At 74.7% G+C, this 25,396-nt stretch carries 27 protein-coding genes and 1 pseudogene; 15 read left to right on the forward strand and 13 right to left on the reverse strand.

Translation table 11 applies throughout. The features are described 5' to 3' along the window. From FHU28_RS17665 to FHU28_RS17675, 3 genes are read left to right on the forward strand one after another with little or no spacing between them, the layout of a single operon-like run. Window positions 1–600 carry a sulfite oxidase-like oxidoreductase gene (locus FHU28_RS17665; RefSeq protein WP_184685606.1) on the forward strand — a complete coding sequence of 200 codons (600 nt, stop codon included), beginning with the start codon at window positions 1–3 and terminating at the stop codon, window positions 598–600. Between the two features lie 40 nt (window positions 601–640). Continuing rightward, window positions 641–1,360 (forward strand): ferredoxin reductase, encoded by a 720-nt coding sequence (locus FHU28_RS17670; protein ID WP_184689657.1) that lies wholly within the window; start codon window positions 641–643, stop codon window positions 1,358–1,360. Window positions 1,361–1,377: 17 nt separating this feature from the next. Continuing rightward, window positions 1,378–1,671: a DUF6510 family protein gene (locus FHU28_RS17675; protein WP_184689660.1), complete on the forward strand. Its 294-nt coding sequence runs from the start codon at window positions 1,378–1,380 to the stop codon at window positions 1,669–1,671. A gap of 18 nt (window positions 1,672–1,689) precedes the next feature. Here the strand turns inward: FHU28_RS17675 and FHU28_RS17680 are convergent. Together FHU28_RS17680 and FHU28_RS17685 are read right to left on the reverse strand one after the other, a co-directional pair. Further along, window positions 1,690–3,183: pseudogene (locus FHU28_RS17680) on the reverse strand (glycosyltransferase family 2 protein); the annotation flags it as partial. A 235-nt stretch (window positions 3,184–3,418) separates the two neighbouring features. Then, window positions 3,419–4,072 carry a C39 family peptidase gene (locus FHU28_RS17685; protein ID WP_184685607.1) on the reverse strand — a complete coding sequence of 218 codons (654 nt, stop codon included), beginning with the start codon at window positions 4,070–4,072 and terminating at the stop codon, window positions 3,419–3,421. Between the two features lie 751 nt (window positions 4,073–4,823). Here FHU28_RS17685 and FHU28_RS17690 point away from each other — a divergent pair. Further along, window positions 4,824–5,339 (forward strand): GNAT family N-acetyltransferase, encoded by a 516-nt coding sequence (locus tag FHU28_RS17690; protein WP_311773610.1) that lies wholly within the window; start codon window positions 4,824–4,826, stop codon window positions 5,337–5,339. A 201-nt stretch (window positions 5,340–5,540) separates the two neighbouring features. Here FHU28_RS17690 and FHU28_RS17695 read toward each other — a convergent pair whose 3' ends face one another. Further along, on the reverse strand, window positions 5,541–6,986 hold the full coding sequence (locus FHU28_RS17695; protein WP_184685610.1) for a M20/M25/M40 family metallo-hydrolase: 1,446 nt from the start codon (window positions 6,984–6,986) through the stop codon (window positions 5,541–5,543). Window positions 6,987–7,086: 100 nt separating this feature from the next. On the opposite strand from FHU28_RS17695, the gene FHU28_RS17700 reads away from it, so the two are divergent. Continuing rightward, window positions 7,087–8,385 (forward strand): NAD(P)/FAD-dependent oxidoreductase, encoded by a 1,299-nt coding sequence (locus FHU28_RS17700; protein WP_184685612.1) that lies wholly within the window; start codon window positions 7,087–7,089, stop codon window positions 8,383–8,385. Between the two features lie 17 nt (window positions 8,386–8,402). Here FHU28_RS17700 and FHU28_RS17705 read toward each other — a convergent pair whose 3' ends face one another. The 3 genes from FHU28_RS17705 to FHU28_RS17715 form a co-directional block, all read right to left on the reverse strand. Further along, window positions 8,403–9,533 carry an AI-2E family transporter gene (locus FHU28_RS17705; protein ID WP_260413056.1) on the reverse strand — a complete coding sequence of 377 codons (1,131 nt, stop codon included), beginning with the start codon at window positions 9,531–9,533 and terminating at the stop codon, window positions 8,403–8,405. 40 nt (window positions 9,534–9,573) lie between these two features. After that, window positions 9,574–10,359 (reverse strand): spermidine synthase, encoded by a 786-nt coding sequence (locus tag FHU28_RS17710; protein ID WP_184685614.1) that lies wholly within the window; start codon window positions 10,357–10,359, stop codon window positions 9,574–9,576. 71 nt (window positions 10,360–10,430) lie between these two features. Continuing rightward, window positions 10,431–11,402 carry a DUF2267 domain-containing protein gene (locus FHU28_RS17715; protein ID WP_184685616.1) on the reverse strand — a complete coding sequence of 324 codons (972 nt, stop codon included), beginning with the start codon at window positions 11,400–11,402 and terminating at the stop codon, window positions 10,431–10,433. 182 nt (window positions 11,403–11,584) lie between these two features. On the opposite strand from FHU28_RS17715, the gene FHU28_RS17720 reads away from it, so the two are divergent. Then, window positions 11,585–11,896, forward strand: a complete 312-nt coding sequence (locus tag FHU28_RS17720; protein ID WP_184685618.1) for a hypothetical protein — start codon at window positions 11,585–11,587, stop codon at window positions 11,894–11,896. A gap of 80 nt (window positions 11,897–11,976) precedes the next feature. Here the strand turns inward: FHU28_RS17720 and FHU28_RS17725 are convergent, their stop codons facing one another. Both FHU28_RS17725 and FHU28_RS17730 read right to left on the reverse strand, forming a co-directional pair. Next, entirely contained in the window at window positions 11,977–12,324 is a 348-nt protein-coding gene (locus FHU28_RS17725; protein WP_311773611.1) for an STAS domain-containing protein, read from the reverse strand. Between the two features lie 43 nt (window positions 12,325–12,367). Next, a complete protein-coding gene (locus FHU28_RS17730) occupies window positions 12,368–12,712 on the reverse strand; it encodes an STAS domain-containing protein (RefSeq protein ID WP_311773612.1) in 345 nt (114 codons plus the stop codon). A 257-nt stretch (window positions 12,713–12,969) separates the two neighbouring features. Between FHU28_RS17730 and FHU28_RS17735 the strand changes: the two genes are divergently transcribed. From FHU28_RS17735 to FHU28_RS17755, 5 genes are all read left to right on the forward strand, one after another. Further along, the gene (locus tag FHU28_RS17735) at window positions 12,970–14,730 is read left to right on the forward strand and encodes a PP2C family protein-serine/threonine phosphatase (RefSeq protein WP_184685621.1); all 1,761 of its coding nucleotides are present in this window, start codon (window positions 12,970–12,972) and stop codon (window positions 14,728–14,730) included. Next, a complete protein-coding gene (locus FHU28_RS17740) occupies window positions 14,727–15,773 on the forward strand; it encodes a cobalamin B12-binding domain-containing protein (RefSeq protein WP_184685623.1) in 1,047 nt (348 codons plus the stop codon). The genes FHU28_RS17735 and FHU28_RS17740 overlap by 4 nt, the downstream gene beginning before the upstream one ends. Window positions 15,774–15,849: 76 nt before the next feature. Continuing rightward, window positions 15,850–16,197, forward strand: coding sequence for an STAS domain-containing protein (locus FHU28_RS17745; protein ID WP_184685625.1), 348 nt, complete (start codon window positions 15,850–15,852; stop codon window positions 16,195–16,197). 71 nt (window positions 16,198–16,268) lie between these two features. Then, window positions 16,269–16,715, forward strand: coding sequence for a response regulator (locus FHU28_RS17750; protein WP_116510576.1), 447 nt, complete (start codon window positions 16,269–16,271; stop codon window positions 16,713–16,715). A gap of 117 nt (window positions 16,716–16,832) precedes the next feature. After that, the gene (locus FHU28_RS17755) at window positions 16,833–17,306 is read left to right on the forward strand and encodes an ATPase (RefSeq protein ID WP_073829760.1); all 474 of its coding nucleotides are present in this window, start codon (window positions 16,833–16,835) and stop codon (window positions 17,304–17,306) included. Between the two features lie 10 nt (window positions 17,307–17,316). On the opposite strand, the gene FHU28_RS17760 is transcribed toward FHU28_RS17755, so the two are convergent. Further along, complete coding sequence (locus FHU28_RS17760) at window positions 17,317–18,156, reverse strand: hypothetical protein (protein WP_184685627.1); 840 nt, start codon at window positions 18,154–18,156, stop codon at window positions 17,317–17,319. A gap of 352 nt (window positions 18,157–18,508) precedes the next feature. Between FHU28_RS17760 and FHU28_RS17765 the strand changes: the two genes are divergently transcribed. Next, window positions 18,509–19,459, forward strand: a complete 951-nt coding sequence (locus FHU28_RS17765; protein WP_184685629.1) for an endonuclease/exonuclease/phosphatase family protein — start codon at window positions 18,509–18,511, stop codon at window positions 19,457–19,459. A 4-nt stretch (window positions 19,460–19,463) separates the two neighbouring features. Here the strand turns inward: FHU28_RS17765 and FHU28_RS17770 are convergent, their stop codons facing one another. Next, the gene (locus tag FHU28_RS17770; protein ID WP_013285994.1) at window positions 19,464–19,892 is read right to left on the reverse strand and encodes an OsmC family protein; all 429 of its coding nucleotides are present in this window, start codon (window positions 19,890–19,892) and stop codon (window positions 19,464–19,466) included. 79 nt (window positions 19,893–19,971) lie between these two features. Further along, window positions 19,972–20,919, reverse strand: coding sequence for a serine/threonine-protein kinase (locus FHU28_RS17775; RefSeq protein ID WP_184685630.1), 948 nt, complete (start codon window positions 20,917–20,919; stop codon window positions 19,972–19,974). Between the two features lie 128 nt (window positions 20,920–21,047). On the opposite strand from FHU28_RS17775, the gene FHU28_RS17780 reads away from it, so the two are divergent. Next, entirely contained in the window at window positions 21,048–21,272 is a 225-nt protein-coding gene (locus tag FHU28_RS17780) for a hypothetical protein (RefSeq protein ID WP_073829757.1), read from the forward strand. 3 nt (window positions 21,273–21,275) lie between these two features. On the opposite strand, the gene FHU28_RS17785 is transcribed toward FHU28_RS17780, so the two are convergent. Then, entirely contained in the window at window positions 21,276–22,073 is a 798-nt protein-coding gene (locus tag FHU28_RS17785; protein WP_184685631.1) for an alpha/beta fold hydrolase, read from the reverse strand. After that, on the reverse strand, window positions 22,070–22,963 hold the full coding sequence (locus tag FHU28_RS17790) for an SDR family oxidoreductase (RefSeq protein ID WP_184685632.1): 894 nt from the start codon (window positions 22,961–22,963) through the stop codon (window positions 22,070–22,072). Before FHU28_RS17790 ends, FHU28_RS17785 begins: the two co-directional genes overlap by 4 nt. A gap of 136 nt (window positions 22,964–23,099) precedes the next feature. Between FHU28_RS17790 and FHU28_RS17795 the strand changes: the two genes are divergently transcribed. Both FHU28_RS17795 and FHU28_RS17800 read left to right on the forward strand, forming a co-directional pair. Then, window positions 23,100–23,846 carry a response regulator transcription factor gene (locus FHU28_RS17795; protein WP_073829754.1) on the forward strand — a complete coding sequence of 249 codons (747 nt, stop codon included), beginning with the start codon at window positions 23,100–23,102 and terminating at the stop codon, window positions 23,844–23,846. Next, window positions 23,824–25,356 carry a sensor histidine kinase gene (locus tag FHU28_RS17800; protein WP_184685633.1) on the forward strand — a complete coding sequence of 511 codons (1,533 nt, stop codon included), beginning with the start codon at window positions 23,824–23,826 and terminating at the stop codon, window positions 25,354–25,356. The genes FHU28_RS17795 and FHU28_RS17800 overlap by 23 nt, the downstream gene beginning before the upstream one ends. Window positions 25,357–25,396: the final 40 nt, after the last annotated feature.

A 25,396-nucleotide genomic window follows, 5' to 3' on the forward strand; every position in this document is an offset into this window, starting at 1 on the left:
GTGGGAATCGTCTCGCCGGGCTTCCAGGGCCGGCCCCGTTCGTCCGCGTCCGACCTACCGCCGGGGCAGTACCTCACCGAGGACTTTCCCGTGCTCTCCGCCGGCCCGACGCCGCGGGTGCCGCTGGACACCTGGGAGTTCGTGCTGACCAGTGAGACCGGCGCCGAGTACCGCTGGTCCTGGGACGAGATGACGGGTCTGCCGCAGGACACACCGACTGTGGACCTGCACTGCGTCACCCGCTGGTCCAAGCTCGGCACCACCTGGCAGGGCGTCTCCCTGGACACGCTGCTCGACGGCGTCGACACCACCGCCCGGTACGCGCTCGCGCACTCCTACGGCGGCTACACCACGAACCTGCCGCTGGACGACCTGCGCGGCGGGCGCGCCTGGGTGGTGCACACGTACGACGGGGGGCCGCTTCCGGCCGAGCACGGCGGCCCGGCGCGGCTGCTCGTGCCGCACCTGTACCTGTGGAAGTCGGCGAAGTGGGTGCACGGCATCCGGCTGCTCGTCGACGACCGGCCCGGCTTCTGGGAGACCGCCGGCTACCACGACTACGGCGACCCGTGGCGCGAGCAGCGCTACCAGGGCGACTGAGGTGACGGCGCAGGCGCAGGGCCGCCGCGTCGCGCCGCTGATGTGGCGGGTGGCCCGGCTCGCCGAGCGGCGGGTCGAGACGCCCACCGCGCAGACGCTGGTGCTGGACGTGCCCGGCTGGCCCGGACACCTGCCCGGACAGCACGTCGACCTGCGCCTGACCGCCGAGGACGGCTACCAGGCCGCCCGGTCGTACTCGCTGGCCGGCCCCGCCGACGGCGAGCAGATCGAGGTCACAGTGCAGCGGGTGCCCGACGGGGAGGTGTCGCCGTACCTGACCGACACCTACGCCGAGGGCGACCCGATCGAGGTGCGCGGTCCGGTCGGCGGCTGGTTCGTCTGGCGTACCGACGAGACCGCGCCGGTGCTGCTGGTCGGCGGCGGATCCGGCGTCGTGCCGCTGATGGCGATGATCCGCGCGCGCCGGGCCGCCGGCAGCCGGACGCCGTTCCGGCTCGTCTACTCGGTGCGCACCCCGGACGACGTGATCTACGCCGACGAGCTGCGCCGCCGCGCCCGCGACGACCAGGGTCTGGACGTCGCGTACGTCTACACCCGCGCGGCGCCCGACGGCTGGCGCGGCGAGCCGCACCGGATCGGCCTGGCCGACGTGAACAGCCACGGCTGGCCGCCGGACCTGGAGCCGCTCTGCTACGTCTGCGGCCCCACCGGATTCGTGGAGACCGTGGCCGACCTGCTGGTGGGGCTCGGTCACCCGACCCGGCGCGTGCGGACCGAACGGTTCGGCCCGACCGGCTGACGACCCGAGGAGAGCGGATGACCGACCTGTCCTACCTGGATGGCAACATGCTCGACGGGCCGCTGCGCGAGTTGTTCGCCGTCGACCTGAGCGCCACCACCGGGCGCTGCGACAACTGCGGCATGACCGGCCCGATGGCCGGGCTGCACGTCTACTCGCACGCCCCGGGCCTGGTCGGGCGCTGTCCCACCTGCTCCGGAGTGATGGTGCGCCTGGTCCGCGCGCCGCAGCGGGCCTGGCTGGACCTGCGCGGCACCACGTACCTCCAGGTGCCCATGCCGGCCGAGCCGGGCTTCCGTTCCGCGCGCTGATCCGGCCGGGCGGGTCCGCCGCTGCCGCAGCCGCCCGACGAGCTGCCCGACGGTCACCGGCACCACCGATAGCACGAGCTGACCGTTGCGTGGTCGACTGTCGCCGCCACCGCGTACAGCCGGGCGCCGTGCCGCATCAGCCGGGGCCGGCCGGCGGCGAGCCCTGGCGCGCGCACCGCGGCGTTGCCGCGCCCGTGGTCGCCGTCCACCTCGGCGCGTACCGGATGACGCCGGCCCTCGACGGAGCTCGCGGCCAGGAGGCGATCGAGGGGGAACTCCGTGCGGACCGTGCGGCCGGTCGGGTCGCCGGCGTCGATCCGGGTGGCGCCCACGACCGGACCGGCCAGCAGCCGCACCGGCCCGGCCTCCGCGGCGAACCGGGGGTACGGGCTGCGCGCGGTCACCGCGAGGGTGTGCCCGTCGACCCAGCTCACGTCGACGGCGTCCAGCCGCGCCAGCCAGTCGGCGCGTACGTCGGTGACGTCGGTCCAGCCGGCCGGCGCGCCCGGGTAGCCCGCGTGCCACCGGTCACCGGCGATCACGGTCGCCGGCACGCCCCGCCCGGTGTCCTGCACGATGACGGCGAGCAGCTCGTCGACCCCGCCCGCGGTGACCGTGCCCAGGCGCAGCCGGGCCTCGATGCCGAGCCGGTCCCGCAGGCCGTCGGTGACGTGCCGCCGCACCAGCCGGGCGACAGTGTCGTGCACTCGCTCCTGCGCCGCCCGGTCCAGGTGCCGGAAGTCGTCGCCGACCAGGTTCGCCAGCTCCAGCCCGACGTGGCGGCACAGCACCGCGTCGCGGCGTGGGCCGGCGGGGATCAGGTCGGCGACGAACGCGAACAGCCGCTCCACGCTGACCAGGCGCTGCCCGATCCGGCTGTGGTAGGTGATGTTGCGGGCGTCCAGGCGGCGTACCGCGTGGTAGTAGTCGTGGTCGCCCAGCACCGAGACCCCGCCGGGCGTGGTAGCAGGCGGCCAGCGTGAACGGCTGGTCGCTGAGGACCGGCATGTCCTCCGGGAAGCGCAGCCCCAGCCGGTCGACCAGTTCGCGCCGGAACAGCTTCGTGTTCGCGAGCGACCAGGGCAGCGCCGAGTCGAACAGGCTCACGTCGACCGCGTTGCCCGCGGCGAACACGTCGGAGAAGACGTGCCGTCCGTTGACGCCCACCACCTTGCCGAGCACCACGTCCGAGCCGTACCGGTCCAGACGTTCCAGGGCCTCCGGGCCGAGCCGGTCGTCGGAACCGAGGAAGAAGACGTACCGGCCGGTGGCCAGGTCCAGTCCCCGGTTGCAGGGCGCGGCCGGACCGCCGGAGTTGGGCTGGTGCGTCACCCGTACGGTGCCCGGGTACCGCGCGGCGTACCGGTCAAGCAGGCGGCCGCTGCCGTCGGTGGAGCCGTCGTCGACCGCCACGATCTCCATCCGGTCCGGCCCGATCGTCTGCCGCAGCAGCGAGTCGAGGCATTGCCGCAGGTAGCGCAGCGTGTTGTAGACCGGCACGACGACGCTCACGTCGGGGCGGCTCGTCGCGGGTGGGCGGGGCGTGGTCGGTGGGCGGTGCGTCGCCCTCCTCGGCTGCCACTGCTGCTCCTTCGCGCTCGCCCGGACGATCCCGGCGCGACCCAGCGTGGTGGAGCGACCCGTCCGGGTGCCGACACCCGCGTGACGACGAGGTGGCCGGAAGGCAGCCGTTGGATACGCGCAAAAGGGCCCGACCCCGTGGTGGGGTCGGGCCCTTCGTGTTCGGTCAGGAGCTGTAGCCGCGGCTGGCGATCCAGCGGGCGAGCTCGTCGACGTCCATCCGGTAGGAGGCCTGGGTCGGGTTGGCCGAGTCGGCGATCGTCACGATCTTCCCGTCGTCGCGGTAGCCGACCACGCTGATGTAGTGGCCGCCCTCGAAGGAGTGGGCGTTGCCGTCGGTGTCGGTCGCGGTGCCGGCGATGTTGGCCACCACGGCACGGCCGTCGTCGACCGTACGTACCACGTCGGCGCGCAGCTTGTCGACCTTGTCGCGGTCGCGGGCCTTGTCCATGGGGATCTCGGTGGACTTGTAGACGTCCTTACCGGTCTCCTTGTTCAGCACGGGGGTGATGTCGTTGATGGAGTTGGTGCCGGACTCGGTGGTGCCCATCTCCTTGGCCATGGCGTGCACGTCGATGTTCTTGCCCTGCACGCTCAGCGCGTTACGGGCGGCGGCGGGGCCGCAGAAGTAGAAGTTGGGCTGGGCTTCGTAGCGCACGTCGAGCTCCCGCTCGCCGTGCTTGCGGTCGGTGGTGACCTGGGCGGCGGCGCGCTCGGCCGGGGTGGCCTGGGCGGCGACGGCGGGGCCGGCGATGCCACCGGCGGTGGCGGCGATACCGGCAGCGGTCAGAACGGTCTTGCGCAGCAGAGTGGTAGCCATGATCAGTTGCCTCTCTGTCGGGGGTACGCGGCGATGGGGGATGCCGCGGAAGTCGAAGGGGCCCGGTGTGTGCTTCGGGCCGGTGGCCTGCACGGGCGACCAAGGGGGTGGACTGCTCTGGCGGCTCGGGGATGTAACGACCGGCGGCCCGGGGTCATTCCCGGCGGGCGTCGCCCGGTCTGGTGGACTGCTCGTCAGGCGCTGTCGGCCTGCTCGGCGGCCCGGGGATGTAACGACCGGCGTCCCGACCTGATTCCCTGCCCGCTGGGGGCGGGGCGGGGCGGTCGGCGGGGTGCGGCGCGGTCTGCCATGTACAACGCCCCGCACCCGGCCCCGATTCCACCCGCACGGTGGCACCGACCACACCCCCGCCAAGCCCAGCCCAGCGAACCGGACACCGCTCACCACACCACCCGGCCCCCGGCTGCGATGGCCGCCTGGTGCGCATGGAATCCGCGAAACGCACAGTCTCGACACCAGCCCTCACACCCGCCCCGGGACGCATACGCGATCTTGCACTTTGGTGCCCGGCAAACCTCGCAAACCTGGCACCCCGGGGGCGCTAACTGCAAGATCGTGGGCGTGGGTGTGGTGAGCGAGATCTTGGTACGAAATGGCCCCTATGGGGGCGCTTTCCTTCCAAGATCTCTCTTGGTCCTGGGGAGTGGGACGGTTCTCTCGGTGAGTAGGACGGCGGGGGCGGGCGTGACCCGGGTGGGGCGGGACAGGGGCGGTGTCCGAGAGTGGGGCGGTGCGATATCTGCGCAGCGACGGTCACGTCGCCATCCGCCGTCCCCGCCCTGCCGACGAGGCGGAGTTCGTCGCCGCCGTCCGGCGCAGCCGCGACCTGCACCATCCGTGGTTGTCGGCGCCGGACGACGCGCTGCGGTACGCGGCGTACCTGCGCAAGATCCGGCGGCGGGACAGCTCCGGTTTCCTGTTCTGCGACCGGGAGAGCGGCGAGATCGCCGGGTACGCGAACATCAGCGGCATCGTGCTGGGCGCGCTGCGCGGCGGCTACCTCGGATACGCGGCGTTCCGGCCGTACGCCGGGACCGGACACGCCTCGGCCGGGGTGCGGCTGGTGATCGGGTACGCGTTCGGGCCGCTGGGGCTGCACCGGCTGGAGGCGAACATCCAGCCTGGCAACGAGCCGTCGAAGCGGCTGGCGCGACGGCTCGGCTTCCGGCTGGAGGGCTTCTCCCCGGACTACCTGTTCGTCGACGGCGCGTGGCGCGACCACGAACGCTGGGCGATCACCGCCTGACGACCGAGCCGCGTCACGCCGCACCGAGCCGCGTCACGCCGCACCGGGCCGCGTCACGCCGCACCGGGCCGCGCCGAGTCGCGTCCACGCCGAACCGGGCCGCACCGCGCTGAGCCGCCGAACGGAGTCGCGCCCGGCGCACTGACCCGCCGGACGCCGGACCCGCGAGGGCCCGGCGCCCGGGAGCATGACCGGGCAGCCTCAGCTACCCGGCTTCGGGAACGCGACCGGGCTGCGGTGCCCGGCCCGGTCCACCGCCCGTACGCCGAAGAAGACGTTGTCCTTGGACAGGTCGATGGTCACCTCGGTGACGTCGCCGACCGGCAGCACCTTCTGCCACTGGTCGGCGGTGGTCTCGCGCCACACCACCTCGTACCCGGCCAGGTCCGGCTCCGGGCCGCGCTGCCACCGCAGCGTGGTGTCGTTGGTCAGGTTGGTGGTCACCACTGTCACGTTCTTCGGCGTGCCGGGCGCCTGGGCCAGTGACCACAGCGTCGCGGCGTTCACCCGGGCCACGCGGGTGATGAAGTCGAAGTCGCAGAACTCGGGCAGGTCGCCGTACTGCACGCCGTCGACCACGCGCACGTCCTGGTGCTGGTGGGCGAAGTCCTCGTTGGGCTCGGTGAAGCGGCCGGCCGGCCAGCCCTCGCGCAGGAACGAGATGTGGTCGCTGCCGCGCAGGTAGCGGTCCCGCCGGTAGATGACGCGCACGTCCATGCCGGTGGCGGAGTTCTCGGCGACGTCGGTGACGAACCGGGCGAGCTGCCGGGACGGGGAGTCGTTCTCGCCGCCGACGGACTGCCGCACGCTCGCCTCGGCCGGGGTCTCGGCGGTGGGGACTCCCTCGGCGAACAACCGCACGGTACGCGGGTCGCGGGTGCCGTCGTCGGCGGTGCTGCTGCCGACGATGTCGTTGCTGAACATGGCCTGAACGTCGACGCCCGCCGCCTTCAACTGCGACGCCAGGTACGCCGAGCCGTACAGTCCCTGCTCCTCGGCTGCGACGGCGGCGAGCACGATGGTGGCCTCGGTGCGGCGGGTGGACAGCACCCGGGCCAGTTCCATCACCACCGCCACGCCGGAGGCGTCGTCGTCGGCGCCGGGCGCGTCGCTGACCGCGTCCATCACGTCGGTGGCCCGGGAGTCGTAGTGGCCGGTGATGACGTACACCCGCTCGGGCGTGACGTCGCCGCGCAGGGTGGCCACCACGTTGGTGATGGTGGTCGCGGTGGGGATGCGGGAGGCGGGCTGCTGCACGTACGACTGCAGTTCGACGCTCATCCTGCCGCCCGACGCGGCGGCGTACCCGGACAGCTGGGCGTGGATCCAGTCGCGGGCGGCGCCGATGCCGCGTACCGGATCGGTCTGGCTGGACAGGGTGTGGCGGGTGCCGAACGCGGCGAGCCGGCGCACGGTGGCCTCGATCCGGCGTCTGTCGATCTCGCGCAGCAGCGCGGTCAGCTCGCGGCCGGGCCGCTGCGGCCGGGCCGGGCGGCCGGGGCCCGGGGGAGCGGTGGTCGCGGCGGCGGCCGGGGCGGCGGCGAGGGGGGTGGCGACGGCGGCGGCGGTGGCCGCGGCGGAGGCGGTGAGGAAGGTACGCCGACTGGACCTCGTGGGTCCGTCCTCGGCGGTCTCGTGGTTTCCCATCCCGGCATCCTCGCGCCGATCACGAGGAATGTCCATATAGCCGCCGATGGATGGATCATGGGTACGTTTGTCGCAGGTCTGCCCGGGAACGGCAGCAGGCATGACGAAACCACGGGTGGTGATCGTGGGGGCCGGGTTCGCCGGGTACCACGCGGCCAAGACGTTGCGCCGACTGGCCCGCGACCGGGCCGAGATCGTCCTGCTCAACACGACCGACTACTTCCTCTACCTGCCGCTGCTGCCCGAGGTGGCGGCCGGCGTGGTGGAGCCGACCCGGATCGCCGTGCCGCTGACCGGCACCCTCGACGGCGTCCGCGTGGTGATCGGCGAAGCGGACCGGGTCGACCTGCAGAACCGGTGGGTCGGTTACCGCTCCGTCGAGGGCGACCACGGGCAGATCGCGTACGACCGGCTGGTGCTCAGCGTCGGTAGCGTCAACAAGCTGCTGCCGATCCCCGGCGTGACCGAGTACGCCCACGGCTTCCGCGGGCTGCCCGAGGCGCTGTTCCTGCACGACCACGTGGTCCGGCAGATCGAGCTGGCCGAGCTGACCGACGACCCGGCCGAGCAGCGGGCCCGCTCCACGTTCGTGGTGGTCGGCGCCGGCTACACCGGTACGGAGGTGGCCGCGCACGGGCAGCTGTTCACCGACCGGCTGATGGCGCAGCGACCGCACCTGAAGGTCCGGCCGCGCTGGATGCTGCTCGACGTCGCGCCCCGGGTGCTGCCCGAACTGGACCGGCGGATGTCGGTCACCGCCGACCGGGTGCTGCGCAAGCGCGGCGTGGACGTGCGGATGGGCACCTCGGTCGCCGAGGCCACCCCGGACGGGGTGATGCTCACCGACGGCGAGTACGTCCCGACGTGCAGCCTCGTCTGGTGCGTCGGCGTACGCCCCGACCCGTTCGTGGCCGACCTGGGGCTGCGCACCGAGAAGGGCCGGCTGGTGGTCGACGAGTACCTCAACGTCCCCGGCTTCCCGGAGGTGTTCGCCTGCGGCGACGCCGCCGCCGTGCCCGACCCGACCCGCCCGGGACAGGTGTGCGCGATGACCGCGCAGCACGCCCAGCGGCAGGGCAAGCTGGCCGCGCACAACATCGCCGCGTCCTACGGGCAGGGCACCCGCAAGTCGTACAAGCACCACGACCTGGGCTGGGTCGTCGACCTGGGCGGCAAGGACGCGGCGGCGAACCCGCTGAAGGTGCCGCTGGCCGGGCTGCCGGCCAAGGCCGTCACCCGGGGCTACCACCTGCTGGCGATGCCGGGTAACCGTCCCCGGGTCGCGGCAGACTGGGCGCTCGACGCGACGCTGCCCCGCCCGGCCGTACAGCTGGGCCTGGTGCCGGCCAACGCGGTGCCGCTGGAGAGCGAGTCCCCGGAGCTGGCCCGCCGCGGCTGACCGTGGCCCGAGCGCCGTCAGGCCGGATCCCGGCCTGACGGCGCTGCGTCCGCGTCCGGGCCTGACGGCTCGACGTCTGCGTCCCCGCCCGACGGCTCGCCGTCAGCCGGGCGGGGCAGGGCCTGCCGCCCGGCGGGCACGAACTCGCGCAGCAGCACCTGCGTGATGCCGGCCGCCGGGATCGCCAGCAGTGCGCCCACCAGCCCGGCCAGCTCGACCGACAGCAGGACGCTGACCAGCACCGTCAACGGGTTCAGCCGGACCGCGCGGGCCATGATGACCGGTTGCAGCAGATGGTTCTCCACCTGCTGGTAGACCACGAAGAAGACCAGCACCACGATGCCGGCGGTGGGGGAGTGCAGGAACCCCGCGCCGGCCGCGGCGATCGCACCGAGCGTGGCGCCGACGAGCGGGATCAGGTCGAACACGGCGACCGTCAGCGCGATCACCGCGGCGAACGGCACACCGAGCAGGAACAGCACGACGAACGTCAGACCGCCGCAGATCACGCTGATCAGCAGGTTGCCGCTCAGGTAGCCGGTGACGATCCGGGACGAGTCGCGCCCGATGCGCCGCAGCCGCGCCGCCGCGCCGTCGCCGGTCAGCCGCAGCGTGGCGGCCACGATCTTCGGCGCCTCCAGGACCATCAGGTACGCCAGCACCACCACGGTGACCAGGGCGGCAACCGCCTGGACGACGCTGCGAACCACCCCGACTGTCGGGTCACCGAGCCGGGCGCCGAACCGGCGGAGCTGGCCGGGTTCGGCGTACCGGAGCAGGTGGAAGCGCTCCAGCAGCCGCCCGAACGGTCCCTGTCCGGCCTGCGCCTCGCGTACCAGCTCCGGCGCCCGGTCTGCGAACCGGCCCACCTCGTCCACCAGCGGCACCACGATCAGCGCGCCGATGGCGGCGAACAGCGCGAACGCGGCCAGGAAGACCAGCAGCGTGGCGAGCGCGCGGCGGCGTACCCGACGTTCCAGACGGTCCACGAGCGGTTTGAGGGCGACCGCGAAGAACACCGCCACCAGCCCCCACACCAGCACCCGCCGGGTGGCCCAGACCAGCGCCAGTCCGACCGCAGTGGCGAGGACCAGACCGATCACAATCAGCGTCCGGCGCGCGGTGGACCGGTCCGAGGCGGCGCTCATCCGGCGCGGCTACCCGCCGCGCGGGTGGGGAAACCCCGGCTCAGCCCAGGTCGGCGTCGGTGACCGGGAGGGCGCCGGCGGCGAAGGCGTCGAGCGTCGCGGCGTGCAGCACCGTGCCGGGCACCGGATCGGCGGCGACGCGGTTGGCGAGCCGGTCCACCGGCAGCCGCCCGGCGGCGGGCGACGCGGCCAGCACCACGTTGCCGTACCGCCGCCCGCGCAGCATGCGCCGGTCGGCCACCAGGCAGACGTCGGCGAACACCGCCCGCAGCGTGGCCACCTGTCCCCGGGTGTGCGCCAGCGGCGGCAGGTCGGTGAGGTTGATCAGATAGAGGCCGTCCGGGCGCAGCACGCGGGCCACCTGCGCCGCGAACTCGAGCGCCGCCACCTGCGGAGGCATCCGGGCCGCCCGGTACACGTCGGCCACCACCACGTCGTACGCCCCGGACGGCGCCTCGGTGACCGCCTCCCGGGCGTCGCCGAGCGCCACCACCACCTCCGGCGGCAGCGGCGGCAGCTTGCGCCGGACCAGCTCGACCACGCCCGGGTCCCGCTCGATCACCCGTTGCGCCGAGCCGGGCCGGGTGGCGGCGAGCCAGCGCGGCAGCGTGAGCGCGCCCCCGCCGAGGTGCAGCGCGGTCAGCGCCACGCCCCGGGGGGCGGCCAGGTCGATCGCGGCGGCGATCCGCCGCACGTACTCGAAGTGCAGGTACCGGGCGTCGGCGACGTCCACGTACGACTGCTCGACGCCGTCGGCCAGCAGCGTGCGCCCGGACGGGCGGGCCGGGTCCACAACGATCTCCAGGGCCTCGGCGTCGCGTTCCACGGCGGGACACGCTACCTCGCGGCGGCGGGCGGCCCCGGCCCGCGGGGGACCGGGGCCGCGCCGGCGCCGGCTCAGCCGGCGGCCATTCCGGCGCCCGCCTCGTCGACTGCCGCGTCGACCCGGTGCGCGAGGTCCACGTCCGCCGCGGTCACGCCGTCGACCTGCTGCGTGCGGACCGTGAGCACGGCGTTGTCCGGGTCCGGCCGCCCGATCTGCGGCGCGCGCCCGACCTCGGCCTTGAGCTGGTCCAGCCGGTCGAGCACCCGGTCCAGGTTGCCGCCGGGCAACTCGATCGTGCGCACCAGCGACCGCCGGTCGCTGGACCAGTAGGGCAGCGAGGCGAGCGCGTCACGCAGCTCCGGCTCGGTCAGCGGCGCGGTGGCCGAGGACGCGCCCACCAGGCCGCCGCCGTAGTCGGTCGGCCCGAGCAGGTCGCGCAACTCGTCCGGTACGCGTAGCGACTCGACCAGTTCCGCGTCGGCCTCGGCGAGCGCGGCGAGCGTCGCCCCGGCCTGGTACCGCGCCTGCTCCGGGGTGAGGCGGCTGTGGCGGCCGACCTCGGCCAGGAAGCCGGGCAGGTCGCGGCGGCGTTCCATGCCGTCCACCGGCACCACGTCGTGCAGGGTCAGCGGCACCGCGTCCAGCAGCCGTTCCCGCTCCGCCTCGTCCAGCGCCCACGCCAGGGCCAGCACTGTCGCCTCCGCCGCCACCTTGGCCTGGGTGAAGTCCACCCCGGCGCGCCGGCTCACGTCGTCGACGAGATCCCGGTAGCCCAGGGAGAGGCCGGGTGACGGCTGCGGGTCCGGCAGCGGGCGCGGCCGCTCCGCGACGCCGACCGGCGGCGGCGCGGGACCGCCGCGCGTGGTGTCCGGCTTGTGTCGCCCGGCCGGCGGCGGACCGGACCGGTCGTGCTGGTCCAGCGAGGTGACCTGCTTGGACGCGCTCAGGCTGGCGCCGATCTGGCTCGGCCGCAGCCCTCGCTCGCGGGCCTGACGGGCCAGGGCCCGGCGGCGCTGGTTGTCGCCCTCCATCTGCTTGCGCATCGTCGCACCTCGTTCCTGGTCGGTTGCGCTTGCGCCGACCGCGTTCCCGTCGCTGCCGGGAAGCTAACGGGGGGCCGCCCGGCGGAGGCTTCACTCGCTGCGGGTGAGGAGCGCTCACCCCGGCGGGCGGCAGGATCGGATGGACCGGACAACTTCCGACGCACGCGGAAGGGCAGGTCGGCATGAAACGGATCGTGGAGATCGTCCCCGCCCGCCCCGGGTGGTACGCCCGCTGGCGCATCGGCCCGGACGTCACCCGCTGCTACCCGGTGACCCTCTGGGCGCTGCTGGAGCACCACGACGGCACCGGGCGTGAGGTGATCGGCGTCGACTGCGTCGGGCAGTGGCCCGGCGCGGACGACGACGGGGATACCGGAGACTTCGTCCGTTATCTGTTCCAGACGCCCGATTCCGGCGCGCCGGAGGACGCCGAGGCCCCGCTCGCGGAGCCGCGCGACAGCGGTCCGCGCCGGCAGGCCGCGCCTGCCGCCTGAGCCATCCTCCCGGCCCCCGGCCCCCGGCCCCTGGTCCCAGGGCCGGGGGCCACCCCTTCCCGGGAACGCCGCGCGGGCGGTCAGCCCACCTCGCGGGCGCTGCCGGTGACGCTGCGGGGCGGGGCGGCCAGCAGCTCGGCCAGGCCGGTGCGGTCCAGCAGATGCCGGATCTGGGTGTTCGTGTTCCGCAGGCGGACCGCGCCGGTGCCGGAGCGGTGGATCACCACGAGCGCGCTCAGCCCGGAGGAGTCGCAGAGGACCACGCCGGCGAAGTCGAGCTCCACCTCCTGGTAGCCGTCGAGGCGAAGCTGCGCCACGGCCTCGACGAGTTCCGGGGCGGTGTCGAAGTCCAGCTCACCGGCCAGCCGCACCCGGGCGGCGCCGGCGTCGAGCCGGTCCGCCTCGATGGTCAGCATCTGGGAGGGCACGCGTCCATGTTCCCAGCCGGGCACCGGCGGGAAACCCCCGGGGTCACGCGGAGGCGGCCGAATCCACGGCGGGCCACCCGGGCTGGTCGTCCACCGGGGAACGGTCGAGCAGGCCGGTGACGCCGGTCAGGTCGAGAATGGTCTCCAGGAACCGCGGGACCGCGCGAAGCTCGATGCGGGTGCCGGCCTGCTGGCCCTCCCGCCAGGCGTACACGATCACCGACAGGCCGGTGCTGTCCAGGAACAGCAGGTCGGCGAAGTCGAACACGAGCGTCGCGGGACGCCCGGCGAGCAGCCGGTCGACCTCCGCGCGCAGCGGCGTCGCCGTGGCGTAGGCCAGGTCGCCGCTGACGCCGAGCACCGGGACGGCCGGGTCGGAACGATCCACGGAGATGCTCAGCGGGGTCGCCTCGGGCCTTATGCGTTGAGGAACCACCATCACGCCTTTCCGCACGCTGCCGGTCGGGCAGGATGCCTGGATCGTAACAACAGCGGCACCGCTCCGCTGGGCGTGCGCGAGCCGCCCCGGCAGCGCTGCTGGGGTGGCGGTCCCGGCACACCGGCGTAGGGTGGGGCGTAGAGATCTGACCACAGGCGCCCCGCCGGCGCCCCGGGGGTGCCGACGAGGAGAGTGGGGCTCAGCTGGTGACTGCTGCCGACGTCAGGGGTACCGACCCGGGCGACGGACGGATCTCCACGCCCAGCGCCGCACGGTCCACGGCGTGGTCCGCCGCCGCTCCGGCGACGCCCGCCCTGCCGCCGCTGGCAGCCGACCGCGGTCCCGCCGTCCCGGACTGGTCCCAGGTCGTCGAGCACTTCCGGGAGGGCCTTGTCGTCTGCGACGCCGACGGCGTCGTGCGGCACGTCAGCCCGGTCGCGGAGCGCCTGCTTCCCGAGGTGAGCGCCGGCGAGCTGCTCGTCGCGGCGGGCGTGGACGCGCTGCGCGGCGACGGACCGGCCGAGTTCACCCACCACGGGCGGCGGCTGCGCGTACGGCCGGTCGCGCTGTCCGGTCACCGGCGCTGCTGGTACGTCGAGGACGTCACCGAGAGCGTCAGCCGGGCCGACGCGCTGCTGGCCGAGCGGGCCCGCTCGGCGTTCCTCGCCGTCGTCGGCGAGAAGCTCGGCAACCCGTTGCACCCCGACCGGGCGGCCGCCGCGGTGGTCCGCCTCGCCGTGCCGACGGTGGCCGACGTGGCGGTCCTGGTGCTCGCTCCCCGCTCCGGCCGGTCCCGGTGGTGGCGGGCGGTACGCGCGGACGACCAGGCGCCAGTGGTGGACAGCGGCATGCTGCCCGCCCCGGCGCTGCCCGCGGCCATCGAGGCCGGCCTGTCCGGCGCCGAGCCGCACGAGATGGACTGGCTGGTCGAGCAGGCCGCCGAGGCGGGCTGGCTGCCCGGTCTGGACACCGCCGGCGCCGTCGCCCGGGTGGTGCCGCTGCCCGGCCGGGAGGCGCCGGCCGGCGCGCTGCTGGTGGCCCGTCGCGCCGACCGCTGGTACGACGAGGCCGATGTGGACCTGATCCGCGCGTTCGCGGCACGGGCTGGCGCGGCGCTGACCACCGCCCTGCTCTACCGCGACCAGGCCGAGGTCGCCGACACACTGCAGGCCAGCCTGCTGCCGGTCGAGCCGGCACCCGCGGCCGGCGTGCAGTGGGGCACCGCGTACCGGCCCGCGCAGGCGGGCCTGCGCATCGGCGGCGACTTCTACGGTTCGCACCAGCTCACCGACGGCGGGTCGGTCTTCTTCCTCGGTGACGTGTCGGGCAAGGGCGTGGAGGCGGCCGTCTTCACCGGCCAGCTGCGCCAGTGCCTGCAGGCGTTGCACCGGGTCGAGACCCAGCCCGGGCGGCTGCTGAAGCTGCTCAACGACGCGCTGCTGGAGACCACCCAGGCGCACGGGCAGGGCCGGTTCGCCACCATGGTGCTCGGCGTGGCGCGCCCGCACCGCGACGGCGGCCTGACCCTGACCCTGGCCGGTGGCGGGCACCTGCCACCGCTGGTGCTGCGGGAGTCCGGTGACGTCGAGGTGGTGCCGTTGCGCGGCATGCTGATCGGCGTGGTGCCCGATCCCCGCATCGGCGAGGTCATCGTGCGCCTGGCGCCGGGGGAGACCTGCCTGTTGTACAGCGACGGGGTGACCGAGGCGCGGGGCGGCCTGCGCGGCGACGAGCAGTTCGGCGCCGAGCGGCTGCTCAACGCCGTGGCCGGCTGCCACCGGATGCCGGCGCCCGCGCTGGCCGAGCGGATCGAGCAGGTGACCTGCGACTGGCTCGCGCACGGCGACCACGACGACATCGCGGTGCTTGCGCTGCGGGCGACCGGCCCGGCCGGGCGGACGCCCCGGCACCTGCACGCGGTGCCCGAACCGGGCGCGGCCGAGCGAACGAGGGAGTGGTCCGCGTGACAGTGCCGGTTGTCGAGGCCGATCCGGGTCACGCCTTCGCCCGTTACCTGCAGTGCCTGGCCGACGCCGACGAGGCCGCCGCCGTGGCGGTGGCCAGAGAGCTGCTGGAGGCCGGTGTGCCCGCCGAGCGGGTGCTGCTCGATCTGGTCGCCCCGGCGCAGGCCGAGGTGGGCGAACGGTGGGCGCGCAACGAGTGGAGCGTCGCCGAGGAGCACGCCGCCACGCACATCAGCGAGCGGGTGGTGGCGGCGGTGGCCGCGTACGCCGATCCCCGGCCGACCCGCGGACGGATCGTGATGGCCTGCATGGACGGCGAGTGGCACGCGCTGCCGGCCCGGCTGGTGGCCGAGGTGCTGCGGCTGCGCGGCTGGCAGGTCGTCTTCCTCGGCGCCAGTGTGCCCGCCGCCCACCTGGTCTCCTACCTGCACCGCTACGACGCGGAGGCGGTGGCGCTCGCCTGTGCCCTGCCGATGCGGCTGCCGCACGCGCATCGGATGGTGGAGGCGTGCCGCCGCTCCGACGTGCCGGTGGTGGTGGGTGGCCGGGGCTTCGGCGAGGACGGCCGCTGGGCGCGTGTGCTGGGTGTGCCGTGGGCGCCGGACGCGCCGGCCGCGGCCGACCTGGTCGCCGACGAGCGGGCGCTGCGCGAGGTGCCGCCCGCCCAGCTGGACCACCTGGCCGACGACGAGTACGCCAGCCTGGTCAAGCGGCGCGGCGAGCTGATCGACAGCGCCCTGGCCGACCTGCGGGAGCGGGTGCCGTCGGTGGCCGGCTACACCCCGGCGCAGCTCGACTCCACGATCAGCGACCTCGGCTACATCGTGGACTTCCTGGCCGCCGCGCTCTATGTGAACGACGGGACGCTGTTCACCGCGTTCGTCGAGTGGCTGGTGGAGATCCTGGTCAGCCGCGGGGTGCCGGCCGCAGCGGTGGGACTGACCCTGGAGCACTATGGACAGCAGCTGCGCGACTTCCCGCGCGCAGCCGGTTTCCTCGACCGGTCCCGGGCTCTGGTCGGCGGCCTGTCGGCGGCGGGCCGCTGACGGCATCCGGGTGGGCCGTCCCATATACTTGCACTACTGCAAGGGTTTGCCTGCGGTGGGAGCGAGGGGGACCGTTGTGACGTTCACCGTCACGTACGCCCGGCGGAACGAGGGCGACGCCTGCCTCCGGCTGGCCGGTGAGCTCGACCTGAGCACGGCCCCCGAGCTGAACTCGGCGATCGACCGGCTGGTCGCCGAGGGGCGGCGTGAGTTGCTGCTCGACCTCGCCGAGCTGACCTTCTGCGACTCGACCGGCATCGCCGCCTTCCTCCGCGGGGACAACCTCGTCGCCGCCGACGGTGGCTGGCTGCGCCTGACCGGGGCGACCGGCCGGGTGGCCCGGGTGCTCCACGTGACCGGGCTGGCCGAGGTGCTCCGGTACCCCCGTTACACCGTCGACCCGGCCGAGCCGGTCGCCTCCTGATCCGATACATTTCCCCGCCAGCAACCGGCCGCCCGGCCGGCCGCCCTCCTCGAGACAAGCAGGTAGAACGCATGGGTCAGACCAGCCCGAGCCCGGTTCGCATCCTGGTCGTGGACGACGATCCGGGTGACGTCCTGATGATCGAGGAGGCGCTCGCCGACTCCGACGTCGACAAGGTGATCGACGTGGTCGCCGACGGTCAGGAGGCGATGGAGTTCCTCCGTCGCGAGGGCCGGCACGCCGAGGCGCAGCGCCCGGACGTGATCCTGCTCGACCTGAACATGCCCCGGATGGACGGGCGGCAGGTGCTCGGCGAGGTCAAGGGTGACGAGAGCCTGCGGACCATCCCGATCGTGGTGCTCACCACCTCCAACGCCGACACCGACGTGGTCAGCAGCTACACGTTGCAGGCCAACGCGTACGTGACCAAGCCGATCGACCTGGACGACTTCAACGACGTGGTACGCCGCATCGACGAGTTCTTCGGACGGGTGGTCGTGCTCCCGAAGCACCCGTAGGGGCGGGAAGTCCGGGCGTCCGCAATCTGAACATTTTGCGCGAACGGCCGCCCTCGGCGGTGCCCGGACCGCAGGATCGGCAGTGGGGACGAACACCGGCTGCCTGGGGGGCGACGCATGAGGTTCTCGGTGGTGGAGACCGGATACGACAGGCGTCAGGTGGATTCCTGCCTCGACGAGCTCAGCCTCCGGCTGGGGCGGCTGGCGGCGCGGGCGGAGGGCGCCGCCGGGGCCGGCCGGGAGTGGGACCAGATCCGGTCGGACGCCCTGCACCTGTGCGACTTCCTGCACCGGCGGGCCGCGCCGGTCGAGGGCCCGGGGACGGCCGGACCGTCGGCGGCCGAGCGGGAGGCCGCCGAGCTGCTGGCCACGGCCCGCGCCGAGCTGGAGGCCGCGCGCCAGGAGGCCCGCCGGTTGCGGGAGGAGGCGTACGCCGAGGCCCTGCGGGCCCGCCGCGAGTTCGAGGCGGCCCTGCTGGCACGACGTCGCCGCGAGTCCCGGGTCGACGAGATCCTGGCCGGCGCGCGCGGGGAGCGGGTGCCGGCGGACACCCCGACCGCCGCCGCGGGCGTGCGGCCCGGTGCCGCCTGACCGGTCCGCCTCAGGTCAGCGCCGCCACCACTGTCGCGGCCCGGTCCTCGTGCCGGGCGTACGCGTCCGGGAACGCGGACACCTGCACCGCCTGGGCGGCGGCGGTGACGCTCATGTCCGCCCAGCCGGGCACCTCGCGCAGGGCGGTGTAGAAGGCGCGGGCCGCGTACGACGGCCGCATGAGCTGGGCGACGGTGCCCCAGCCGCTGCTGGGACGCTGCTGGAACAGCCCGACCGAGTCGTGGTCGGAGCCGCTGCCCTGGTGCGGGTGGTCGAAGGATGCCGGGAGCACGTTGCTGGCCAGGTTGTACAGGTTGCTCTCCTGCATCGCGGTGGCCACGGCCACGACGAGCGCCCGGCGGGGCATCTTCATCTCCCGCCCCACGTCCACGATGACCTTCGCGTTGTTCATCTGCCGCTGGTCCAGCCCGGCGACCGGCCGCGGGTTCTTCGGGCGGGCGGGCTTGCGCGGCGGCTTCTTGGCCGAGGCCGTCGGGCTCGGCGTGACGGCCGGGGCGGGCAGCGCCGGTGCGGCGACGGCCGGTGGCGCGAGGCGGGTGAAGTCGCGGGAGGCCCGCAGGTCGGCGGCGGCCCGGTCGGCGACCGCCTCGTGCACGTCCAGACGCGTGGGCCCGGTCTCGCCGACGCCCGCCACGCCGATCAGGCCGAGGCAGCAGGTGACGCCGGTGGCCACGGCGATCCGGCCCGGTACGGAGCGGGCCGGGCCGCGCCGGGGCGGCTCCGGGGCGCGGTGACGCCCCACTCTCCGTTCGGCTGATGCCGGGTCAATCGTTCGGCGAACCGGGCGGTTGGCGGGCAACGGCTGATGATCGGGGTGGTCGGGATGCACCCGCCGAGGCTAGAAAGCTTCCGGGCCTTTGCCATCGGGGTGATTGGTGGCATGCGCCACAATCTGCCGGATTCGCGGTCGGCATTCCGCGCGGTGGATCAGGAAAGGAGTGAACCGCGCGTACCCGGAAGATGCCTCATGTCGGTTTAAGCCGTGGGAACCGGGCGAAGGTGCGGGCGCGCGGCGCCGCGACCAGGCCTCCACCGTTCGGCGGACGGTGGGCTGGTCGACCGGCCCGCCCGGCGCGGCGGTCCACCGACGGGCGGCATCGACCACGCCTGATGACGCCGGCCGTCGTGGATCATGGCGAGGCCCCGGCGCGGTGACCCGGGCGCTCGTTACGATCTCCACGGTGACCGAGCAGCAGGCCGACGAGCGCGCCCCCGGAGAGCCGCCCGGCTCCCGGAGGCGGCGCGGGCTCGTCGTCATCGCCTGCGCCGTGCTGCTCGCGGCGCTCCTCGCCGGGCACCGGGCGGTGCCGAACGTGCGCGGGCTGGGCAGCCTGCTGGACAGCGCCGTCCCGCTGCTCGGCCTCGGCGTACCCCTGCTCGCGCTCGTGGCGCTGCTGCGCCGCTCCCGCCCGGCGCTGCTGGCGGTACTGCTGCCGGCGCTGGTCTGGGCCGGCCTGTACGGGCGCGCCTGGCTGCCCCCGGCGGCCGGCGCGGCCGGCGCCTCGGTGCGGGTGGTCAGCCAGAACCTGCGCGTGGGCAACCCCGACCCGGCCGCCACCGTGGACGCGCTCGCGGGCGACGGACCGGACCTGATCGGGCTCCAGGAGGTCGCCGACGGCGACCGGGTGGCGTCGGTCCTGGCCGGGAAGTACCCGCACCACGCGGTGGTGTCGACGGTGGCGCTGTGGAGCCGGTGGCCGATCCGGGAGGCGCACGGCGTCGACACCGGGCTGGGCTGGGAGCGCGCGCTGCGCGCCGTGGTGGCCGCACCCCAGGGCGACCTGACCGTGTACGTCGTCCACCTCGGCTCCGCGCGCGCCGGGCACACCGCCACCCGGGACCAGACCGTCGCCGCGCTGGCCGACGCCGTGCGCGCCGACCCCGCCGAGCGGCTGGTGGTGCTCGGCGACCTGAACACCGCCACCACCGACCGGGTCTTCGACCCGCTGACCCGGCTGCTGCGCGACGCGCAGGCCGAGGCCGGGCAGGGATTCGGCTTCACCTGGCCGGCGGAACTCCCGGTCACCCGCCCGGACCACGTCCTCTACCGGGGACTCACCCCCACCGCGGCCGGGGTGCTGCGCACCCCGGACAGCGACCACCGGGCGGTGACCGCCGGCTTCCGCTGGTGAGCGCTCAGTGCCGGCCGTTCTCCGCCGGGGTCACCGTGAGCCGGTGCCGGCTCGGATCGCCGCTGGAGAACGGCCAGAGTCGATCGGCGTACGCGACCAGGTCGGCCAGCTGATCCCGGGTCAGTCCCGCCGAGGAGATCTCGGCGTGCACGTCGGCCCGGTACCGGCCGTCGTCGTCACGGCCCAGCTTCGCCTCGGCGGTCACCTGCACGGTGTGCGCCTCGTCGGTGATCTCCCCGGCCGCCTCCACCGCTGCGTGATGCAGGCAGGAGGCGAACGCCGCGGCCAGGAGCTGCTCCGGCGTCAGACCGGTGCAGTGCGGCGCCAGCGGGGACGCCAGGGCGGAGGAGAGACCGCCGTCGTCGGTGCGTACGTGACCGCCCGCCGCGGTCGCCGTGGCCGTCTCGGCCAGCCAGGAACTCGGATCCGGCATCGCGTTCCTCCCGTCACTCACCGGCCGCGTTCCCGGACCCTGAGCAGCGAAACCGCGCCCGGGCAGGCAGTACGCGCGCTCAGCGGATCCGGCCGCTCGGCGCGGCGTCGACGGCCATCGCCTCGGTGGCCTCGGCGGCCGCCCGGCTGGTCCACGGCGACACCTGCTCCGTGCGCTGGCGGGGCAGCATCGCGCTCATCGGCACGTACACCCGGGCGTCCACCGCCTCGGCCAGCAGCAGCGCGGCCATCGGGCTGGTCGGCCGGGCCGCCGGGTCGGCGTCGAGGCAGGTGCGGCACAGCTCGGCCACCTCGGGCGGCAACCCGGGAACGTCGGGCAGCGGCCGGGGCGTCCGGCGACCCGGCGACCCGAGCAGCTGGGTGGTGCTGTCCGCCTCGTACGGCAGCTGACCGGTGAGGCAGTAGTAGAGCAGCACGCCGAGGGCGTACATGTCGGCGGCCGGCGTGGCGGGCTGCCGGTCGAACTGCTCCGGCGCCAGATAGGCGGGCGTGCCCACGACGACGCCGTCCGGAGTGTGGTCCGGCGCGCCGGCCGAGGTGGCGATGCCGAAGTCGAGCACCTTCACCCCGCACGGGGTGAGGATCACGTTCGCGGGCTTCACGTCCCGGTGCACGATGCCGTGCGCGTGCGCGGCCGCGAGCGCGGCGCACACCTCGGCGCAGACCCGCACCGCGATCCGCCAGTCCAGCGGCCCGGAGCGCAGGTGCGCGGCGAGCGTCTCGCCCTCGGCCAGCTCCATCACGATGTACGGCACCGGCCGGCCGTCCGGCAGCGTGGCGGTGCCGAAGTCGTGCACGCTCGCCACGTTCGGGTGCACCAGCCGCGCCGCCGAACGCGCCTCGGCCCGGATCCGCTCCACCGAGCCGGCCTCGCCGTCGAGCCGGGGCGAGATCAGCTTCACCGCGACGGTCCGGTCCAGCACGCGGTCGTGCGCCCGCCAGACCTCCGACATGCCACCCAGGCCGGCTCGCTGTTCGAGCTCGTACCGCCCGCCCAGCGTCCGCATCGCCCACTCCTCGCCTCGTCCGGTGCCCTCCGGTCCCGCTACCCGGCGCCGGAGCTGTGCAAACCGCCGGGGGTTCCCGTCCCGGCGGGGTAGCTTCGCGGCGGGGGGTCGACACAGGGAGGGCGGCGGTGGCTTCGGTGCGCGTACGGTTCGTCGGCGGTCCGGCCGACGAGCTGACCCGGGATCTGCCCGCGGGGCCGGACGGTGGGCCGCCGCCACGGTGGGTGATGCGTCATCCCGAGGAACCGGCCGAGGGGGTGGCCGACCACCTCTACGAACGCGACGAGCACGCCGCGCCGGGCGGCTGGACGATGCGCTACGTGCACACGTTCCCGTTCGGCGCGACCGAGTGAGGCTCAGGCCGGGCGGACGCCTGTGGTGCCGAGGATGACCGAGGCGACCAGCTCCGGGTCGTCGTGCATCGGCACGTGCCCGCACCCGGGCAGGTCCAGGTGCCGCGCGGCAGGCAGCCGGGTCCGCGCCAGCGCGGCCTGCCGGTAGGGCAGGATCCGGTCCCGCGTACCCCACGCGATGGTCACCGGCACGGTCGGCGCGCCCGCGTAGGCGTACCCCCGGCCGGCCCGGGCGACGGCGCGGAACGCCCGCGCCTGGCGCAGCGCGCGGGCGTCGGCGAGCGCGTCGTCGAGCGCCATCCGGTTGGGCCGGGCCAGGATCATGCCCATCGCCAGCATCCGCAGCGCGGGCGCGGCGAACAGGCGGCGCAGCACCGGTTCGGGCAGCCGGGCGGCGTTGCGGTGCAGGGTGAGCACGGTCAGCGCCCAGCGCAGCTCGCGCGCGGTGCAGAAGCCGGCCGGCGACAGCGCGGTGGCGGAGGAGACCGCGCCGAGCGCGGCCAGCTCCAGCGCGATCGCCCCGCCGAGGCTGTTGCCCGCGACGTGCGGGCGCTCCAGCCCGAACGCGGCGAACAGCTCGATCATGGCGGCGGCCAGCCCGCGCATGTCGGCGGGAAGCCCGGCGGCGGGCACCGGCGAGCGGCCGAAGCCCGGCATGTCGACGGCTATCACGTCGTGCGCCTCGGCGAGCCGGTCCAGCACCGGCCGCCACGCGCCGCAGTGGTGACCGATGCCGTGCAGCAGCACCAGCGCGGGTCCGGCGCCGCGCCGCTCGTAGACGACGTCGACCGGCGCGGTCACGGCCGCCTCTGCGGCGTGCTGGCGCCGAAGCCCCGCCCCAGCGCCCGGGACTGCTCCTCGATCAGCGGTACGGTGGTCCGCGCGGTGCGGCCCACCAGGCGGTCGGCCAGCGGGCTGACCAGCACCGACCGTACGGCCTGCACGCCGGCCACGGCGCGTGGCACGTACACCCGGCGGCTGCGGCGCTCGATCGCCCGCACGAACGCCTCGGCGCACTCGACCACAGTGGTGGTGCGCCGCAGCGGCCACGGCAGCCTGGCCAGCGCCGTGGAGAAGGCCGGCAGGTCGGCGCGCGCCTCGCGGACCAGGTCGGTGTCCACCCACGACGGATGGGCGGTGCCGACCGCCACGCCCCGGTGCGCCAGCTCCAGCCGGACCGCGTTGCCGAACTGCTCGACGCCCGCCTTGGAGGCGCAGTAGGCGGCCATGCCGGGCAGCGCGGCGAACGCCGCGGCCGAGGACACGATGAGCAGGTAGCCACCCCGGTCGACGAGCGCCGGCACGGTCGCCGCGGCGGTGCGCATCACTCCGATCAGGTTCACCTCGACGGTACGCACCAGCGCCTCGACGTCGCCGACGGCGATCGTGCCGCGGTTGGCCACGCCCGCGTTCGCGACCACCGCGTCGATTCCGCCCAGCGTCTCGACCGTCCCGTCGACCGCCGCGGCGAGGGCGGCCTGGTCGGTGACGTCGGCGGCGAACCAGACGTGCCCGGGGCCCAGCTCGGCGGCGAGCGCGGCGAGCCGGTCGGGTTCCAGCCCGACCAGTGCCAGCCGGGCGCCGCGGGCCGCCGCGAGGCGGGCGGTGTGGGCGCCGATGCCGCGGGCCGCCCCGGTCACGAGCACCACCTTGCCGGCCAGCCGGCCGGAGAAACGACCGTCGATGGACATGCCGGCAAGTTACCACCGGGTAGCCTGCGTGCGGAAGACCCGACCGGACCTGCCCGGATCGTCGTCGCGTGGCGCGCACAGCTGGTACACAGGATCGGGACAGCCCGGCGACAGCGGGTCCGCCCACGATGGGGGCATGGTCATGAACGCGCAGTCCGCGCAGGGTCGGATCGAGCTGCGCCGACCGGACGGCGAGCCGGTGCGCGTGCTCGTGGTCGACGACGAGCCGACCCTCACCGACCTGCTCTCCATGGCCCTGCGGTACGAGGGCTGGCAGGTCGCCACCGCCGGCAACGGGATGGCGGCGATCAGCACGGCCCGCCAGTTCCGCCCGGACGCCGTGGTGCTCGACGTGATGCTGCCCGACCTGGACGGCTTCCAGGTGCTGCGCCGCCTGCGGGAGGAGTCGCCGAGCGTGCCGGTGCTGTTCCTGACCGCCAAGGACGCCGTGGAGGAGCGCGTCGCCGGGCTCACCGTCGGCGGCGACGACTACGTCACCAAACCGTTCAGCCTGGAGGAGGTGATCGCCCGGCTGCGCGCGCTGCTGCGCCGCTCCGGCTTCGCGGTCGCCGCCCGCCAGGAGGCGGTGCTCACCGTCGGCGACCTCACCCTCGACGAGGACAGCCACGAGGTACGCCGCGGCGACGACCTGATCACGCTCACCGCCACCGAGTTCGAGCTGCTGCGCTATCTCATGCGCAACCCGCGCCGCGTGCTCAGCAAGGCGCAGATCCTCGACCGGGTCTGGAACTACGACTTCGGCGGCCAGGCCAACGTGGTCGAGCTGTACATCTCGTACCTGCGCAAGAAGATCGACGCGGGCCGGGCGCCCATGATCCACACGTTGCGTGGGGCGGGTTATGTCCTCAAGCCCGCCGAGTGACGGTCGCGGCCGGCTGCGCCGCCGCCTGGCCGGCTGGTCGCTGCGCCGCCGGCTGGTGCTCTCCGTGGTGGCGCTGCTGGCGCTGGTCAGCGTCGGCATCGGCGGCCTGACCACCGTCGCGCTGCGGCACTTCCTGATCGACCAGATCGACAACCAGCTCAGTTTCGGCGACCGCCGCCCGGACGACCTCGAACGCTGGGCCCGGCGGGGCATGGATCCGCCGCGCCCGGAACAGCAGCCCGCCCCGCCGGACTCCGACGAGGTGGCGCCCGCGCCCCCGGGCGGTTTCCCGCCGGGCTCGATCGCGGTCCGGGTGCCCGCCACCGCCGAACCCGTCGGCCGGGTCCGGTCCGGCAACGGTGACAGCGAGGAGGTGCCCGCCGCGGACCTGACCGCGCTGGCCCGCGTACCCGCCGGTGAACGCCCGCGCACCGTCGTCGTCGGTGCCCGCGGCGAGTACCGGGCGGTCGCGATGCGGTCGCCGCGCGGCGACGGCGACGTCCTGGTCCTCGCGATCCCGATGGCCCAGGTGGACGACACCGTCATGTGGATGGTCGTGGCCCAGGCCGGGGTGATCGGCGCCGGGCTGGTCATCGCCGGCGCCCTCGGCACGCTCGTCGTCCGGGCCACGCTGCGCCCGCTCAACCGCGTCGCCGCCACCGCCGCCCGGGTCACCGAACTGCCGCTGGACCGTGGCGAGGTGGCCCTGTCGGTGCGGGTGCCGGCCGCCGACACCGACCCCCGCACCGAGGTCGGGCAGGTCGGCGGCGCGCTCAACCGGATGCTCGGCCACGTCGCCGCCGCGCTCGCCGCCCGGCAGGCCAGCGAGACCCGGGTACGCCAGTTCGTCGCCGACGCCAGCCACGAGCTGCGCACCCCCCTGGCCGCCATCCGCGGGTACGCCGAGGTGGCCCGCCGGGGCCGCCAGGAGGTCCCGCCCGACGTGGCGCACGCGCTGCGCCGCGTCGAGTCGGAGAGCACCCGGATGACCAGCCTCGTCGACGACCTGCTGCTGCTGGCCCGGCTGGACTCCGGCCGCCCGCTCGCCGCCGAGCCGGTAGACCTGACCGCCATGGCGGTGAACGCGGTCAGCGACGCGCACGTCGCCGGCCCGGACCACCGCTGGCAACTCGACCTGCCCGACGAACCGCTCACCGTCACCGGCGACGCCCACCGGCTGCACCAGGTGCTGGCGAACCTGCTCGCCAACGCGCGGGTGCACACCCCGGCCGGCACCACTGTGACCGTACGGCTCGCACCCGCGCCCGGTGGCGTCGAGCTGCGCGTCACCGACGACGGGCCGGGCATCCCGGAGCAGTTGCAGCCGGAGGTCTTCGAGCGCTTCGCGCGCGGCGACAGCTCCCGCTCCCGCGCGCAGGGCAGCACCGGCCTCGGCCTCGCCATCGTCGCCGCCGTGGTGGAGGCCCATCACGGCCGGGTCGACGTGGTCAGCCGGCCCGGCCACACCGCGTTCACGGTCTGGCTGCCCGGATCCACAGCCGACGCATAGGCCGTTCACGGGAGCGGGTCAGCGGGCGCTCCGAGGCTTG

This window comes from Micromonospora echinospora (genome assembly GCF_014203425.1).
In the GTDB taxonomy this organism is placed as follows: domain Bacteria; phylum Actinomycetota; class Actinomycetes; order Mycobacteriales; family Micromonosporaceae; genus Micromonospora; species Micromonospora echinospora_A.